General features: G+C 44.0%; 6 protein-coding genes. 5 read left to right on the top strand and 1 reads right to left on the bottom strand.

Going from position 1 to position 4465, the window contains the following annotated elements; all coding sequences use genetic code 11:
• Positions 1–304 (top strand): hypothetical protein (locus VIN08_RS11360; RefSeq protein ID WP_414693273.1); only part of this gene is annotated, 304 nt, incomplete at its 5' end.
• 139 nt (positions 305–443) lie between these two features.
• Here the strand turns inward: VIN08_RS11360 and VIN08_RS11355 are convergent.
• Entirely contained in the window at positions 444–1049 is a 606-nt protein-coding gene (locus tag VIN08_RS11355; protein WP_331964700.1) for a hypothetical protein, read from the bottom strand.
• Positions 1050–1177: 128 nt separating this feature from the next.
• Here VIN08_RS11355 and VIN08_RS11350 point away from each other — a divergent pair, with 128 nt between their 5' ends.
• The 4 genes from VIN08_RS11350 to VIN08_RS11335 form a co-directional block, all read left to right on the top strand.
• Positions 1178–2584 (top strand): RtcB family protein, encoded by a 1407-nt coding sequence (locus VIN08_RS11350; protein WP_331964698.1) that lies wholly within the window; start codon positions 1178–1180, stop codon positions 2582–2584.
• 393 nt (positions 2585–2977) lie between these two features.
• Positions 2978–3424, top strand: coding sequence for an AAA family ATPase (locus VIN08_RS11345; RefSeq protein WP_331964696.1), 447 nt, complete (start codon positions 2978–2980; stop codon positions 3422–3424).
• Positions 3414–4175, top strand: coding sequence for a tRNA(His) guanylyltransferase Thg1 family protein (locus VIN08_RS11340; RefSeq protein WP_331964694.1), 762 nt, complete (start codon positions 3414–3416; stop codon positions 4173–4175). Before VIN08_RS11345 ends, VIN08_RS11340 begins: the two co-directional genes overlap by 11 nt.
• Positions 4176–4177: 2 nt before the next feature.
• A partial coding sequence (locus VIN08_RS11335; protein WP_331964693.1) for a hypothetical protein occupies positions 4178–4465 on the top strand: 288 nt, incomplete at its 3' end.

Raw genomic sequence — 4465 nt, 5'->3', positions numbered from 1 at the left:
CACAATGGCCGTACTCTATGGTAACGACACTGCCGTAGCGTTTGCCAGAACAAACCATTCAGGTATATATCCATCAGGAGCCAGACTCTATTTACTCACCTGGCAGGAAAAGGAAGATGCCTATTGGTTCGGAGCCCGTGTGCCGGAAAATATAGTATCGATGGAATGTGTTTATATAACGGGCATGCCGGTATACGAAAAATACAGCGGGCATCCGCTAACACTTGAAAAGCATAACGATGAAAAAAGTATAAACGAACGCGTTGCCTATATAATGCAGCAGCGTGCCTCGATTATGCCTTAGCACCGTGTATACCGGCAAGAGGGGGCAGGTATATACGGAACATTGTTAGTTTGTTTGATGTGAGGGCCGTCTGGAAACAGACGAGCCCTTATTTTTTGAGTATATATATATATATATATATATAGAGAGAAGTTGAGTCTCATCGAAATATATTTCGGATACGCCTCCATATACTCCTGGGCCAGGATCTTTGTATATAAACAGCTCCTACAGTACCCTGAAGCATATAAATATCTTCAGGTGACGATTTGGTCGCAATGGAATTGCAGAGCGAATTACTTTTATACTCCATGCGCGAAACATCCAATACACGAGTTGCTGTAGTGTCGCGAGTATGAGATAAGCGTGATGTGTCAGAGACCATTTCCAGGGCTTTCATTCCGCCAGCAACTGATTTACCTTTCTCGCTGGGTAAATTTTCATGTGTAACAATGAGTTGCTTCACATCTGTTGCCTGCAACGAATCAGGGAGAACCGTTAAGGCTAAACTGAAGAATGAAGCTGGTATCCAGTGGGATGACGTAGTCAAGCCAGAAGTATATTCCTTTAGCTGATCGGCACTAAACCGCCCGCAAACCGAAGAATGCTTCGAGAAATATTTTTTGATCTGCTCTTCATCCCACTTCGTAAAATCGATCACCTCTTTTTTACAACTTGAACAAAAACCACCGAGCTTTGTCGTACTAAAGCTGTTCCATTTCTCATGGCAGGGCGTGGGAATGGAAAGTGTAAAACGATCTTTCATGTACAAATAGGTTTAAAGTATCTGAAAGATGCCGGGCACATATTTTTTCCATAAAAAATTAAAAATATTTACTGCGCAAAAAGGCTGCGCACCCGCTGCAGAATTTTGGATCGTTAAACAAAACGAAAATGAATCTAACAGGAACAGATCTTAAAAACGCAGGTTTTGCCGAAGGCAAAGCGATTGGTGCAGCACTTCAGGTAGCAACAAAAGAGTATGCCGATACAGACCGCGAAGATATTCTGGTTCTGTTCTCGCAGGTGTTAAAAGACCCGGCTTCCTTTCTGGCAGACGAAAAACTTTCACCATTAGCAAAAGCTATCATGGCACCGGTTAATGATGTTATTGCTTTATCACAACCCGGTAAACCTTACCAGGTATATGGTGCCGAAGCCATCGAGCAAGGTGCGCTGAGCCAGATGGAAACAGCCATGAAACTTCCGGTTACAGTAGCCGGTGCGTTGATGCCCGATGCACATCAGGGATACGGCTTGCCAATTGGTGGTGTGTTGGCTACCCACAATGCCGTTATTCCTTACGGTGTAGGAGTAGATATAGGCTGCCGTATGTGTATGACGCTATATGCTATACCAACAACGGTGCTGACCGAAAAGATGGATGACCTTAAAAATATACTGGTTAATAACACACGCTTTGGTGTGGCTACATTTCAAAAACCGAAAGACGATGCCATCTTCGAGCGAAAAGAATTCAGTGAGCTGGCCATCGTACGTGAATTGAAAGACCGCGCCTGGCAACAGATCGGTTCTTCCGGTGGAGGTAATCATTTTGTAGAGTTTGGTATAGTAGAAATTGTCAATCCTGTAAATGAATTTAATGTAGCGCCAGGTATATATGTAGCGTTATTGTCGCATTCAGGTTCCCGTGGACTCGGTGCCAACATCGCGCGACACTATACAGATATAGCGATGAATGTCTGCAAGCTTCCGCAGGAAGCAAAACACCTGGCGTGGCTTGACCTTGATTCGGAGGCAGGACAGGAGTACTGGCTGTCGATGAATCTCGCGGGCGATTATGCTTCGGCCTGCCATCACCAGATACACGCGCGTGTAGCCGCTGCGTTGCGCGAAACACCTGTAGCGATGATTGAGAATCACCACAACTTTGCATGGAAAGAAAAAGATGCTGCCGGTAACGAGATCATTGTGCACCGTAAAGGAGCAACACCGGCTGGTGCAGGTATACTGGGTATAATTCCTGGCTCAATGGCCACACCGGGTTTCATTGTGCGTGGTAAAGGTAAAGCAGCTTCCATCAATTCGGCTTCACATGGTGCAGGCCGAACGATGTCGCGTACAAAAGCCAAGCAGACTATACTTCCAGGGCAGGTGAATAAATTTCTGAAGCAGGCAGGCGTAGAGTTGATCGGCTCCGGCCTTGACGAAGCGCCAATGGCCTATAAAGATATACACCAGGTAATGAATTCGCAGAAAGACCTGGTGGATATACTCGGTACTTTTATGCCTAAGATCGTGCGTATGTGTGGTGACGAGCGTTTCAAGGAAGTGGATTAGGTATATATTTAAAGAGGCTTTAGAGGGCGTGCCCCTCGTGCCTCGGGTCGGGCTGTCGGCACTCGCCAGGCAGCCCGCTTGCCATGCCGGGCTCAAACAATTACCTCCATCCCTCACGCGAGCAACTGCTGCTATATAGCTACAACATACAAACTTCTGTTACGTTAAAATTAAATGTTGATCGGCAATAGCGAGTTTATAAAAACTTGAATTACTTTTGCATCATCATGTACACACAACAACTATATATCCATGCACAAGGTTCGATGCTCCACGCGTTGTGGAAGTATCCTGCCCGGAGTTGTTATGTACTGCACTGAAATTGCAAATGCTATAGTATATACAAGCCCGGGCTACAAAGCCTGGGCTTTTTTGTTTTTCAAAAATTAGAATATGGAGTTGATTGTATTTACCGGTATTCCCGCCAGTGGAAAGAGCAGCTTTTATAAAGCTAATTTTTTCAATACACACATGCGCATAAGTTTAGATCTGTTCAATACACGAAATAAAGAGAACAGATTTATGCAAACGGCTTTTGAGCTGCAGCAACGGGTAGTGATTGATAATACCGATGTAACCCGGAAGGAAAGAGCGAATTATATTCAGCTGGCGAAAGAGTATAAATATCAGGTGATTGGGTATTACTTCGAATCAAAACTGCAGGTGTGTATGAAGCGAAATGAAAACCGTGTGGGTACAGATCGGATTAGCGAGGTCGGTATCATTACCAAATATAAAGCATTACAATTGCCAGAATATGATGAAGGCTTTGATAAACTATACTATGTAGTGCTGGAGAACGATCAGTTTAACGTAAAGGAGTGGAAAAATGAAATTTGATATACTTGATAAAAAGATGCGTGCTTTCGAAACAAGCATGGATCAACGAATTATACCGGATGTATATATGGTGGCCCGCTTGGATGGACGCGGCTTTACGCGACTCACAAAAGAGCTTCTGTTACTGGAGAAACCCTTTGATGTTACATTTCGCGATGCAATGATTACTACAGCCAAAGGCCTCGCGGATTGTGGGTTTAAAGTACGATATGCCTATACGGAAAGTGATGAGATTTCCTTGCTGTTGGATAGAAGTGAAAATGGTTTTGATCGTAAAACCAGAAAGCTGGGATCCATACTGGCAGGAGAAGCAAGTGCCCGCTTTACATTAGCCATGGGCGCTATAGGAGTATTTGATTGTCGGATTATACCCTTGCCAACAGATGCATTGGTGATTGATTACTTCCGGTGGCGGGCAGAAGATGCCAACAGAAATGCATTGAATGCCTGGTGCTATTGGAAATTACGAGAGAAAGGATTTTCGGTATACGATGCCACCAGTCAACTATCAGGAAGATCAGTAAGTGAAAAAAATGAGATACTATTTCATTTAGGTATAAACTATAATGATTTACCGGCATGGCAAAAGAGAGGTGTTGCATTTTATTATGACATGGTGGAGAAGACATCATTCAACCCGGTAAAGAACGAACCCGTAGTGAGCTTTAAAAAACAATGGAAAGTTGACTGTGATTTACCGATGAACGATGCATACGATCAGCTGCTTAAAGATGTACTACAAAGAGAATAAACATGAACAAAAATATTACACTGTACCGTCCGGTAGGAAGAAACGAACTGGCGTTGATTATTGACTCCGGCATGAAATACTTTCCGCCACGGCTTTTCTGGCAACCTATATTTTACCCGGTACTCAACTTTCAATATGCCGCTGAAATAGCAGAGCGCTGGAACATGGGTGATGCAGAATCGGATGGTGCCGGCTTTGTTACATCATTCGAAATTCCGGAGGTATACTTTCAGAAGTTCGAAATACAAACGGTAGGCCTTGCCCATCATCAGGAACTCTGGGTACCAGCT

It is taken from the genome of Ohtaekwangia sp., assembly GCF_036568665.1.
In the GTDB taxonomy this organism is placed as follows: domain Bacteria; phylum Bacteroidota; class Bacteroidia; order Cytophagales; family Cyclobacteriaceae; genus Ohtaekwangia.
Note: the sequence above shows the minus strand (reverse complement) of the source record. Positions and strands in the feature narration are given on the sequence as shown.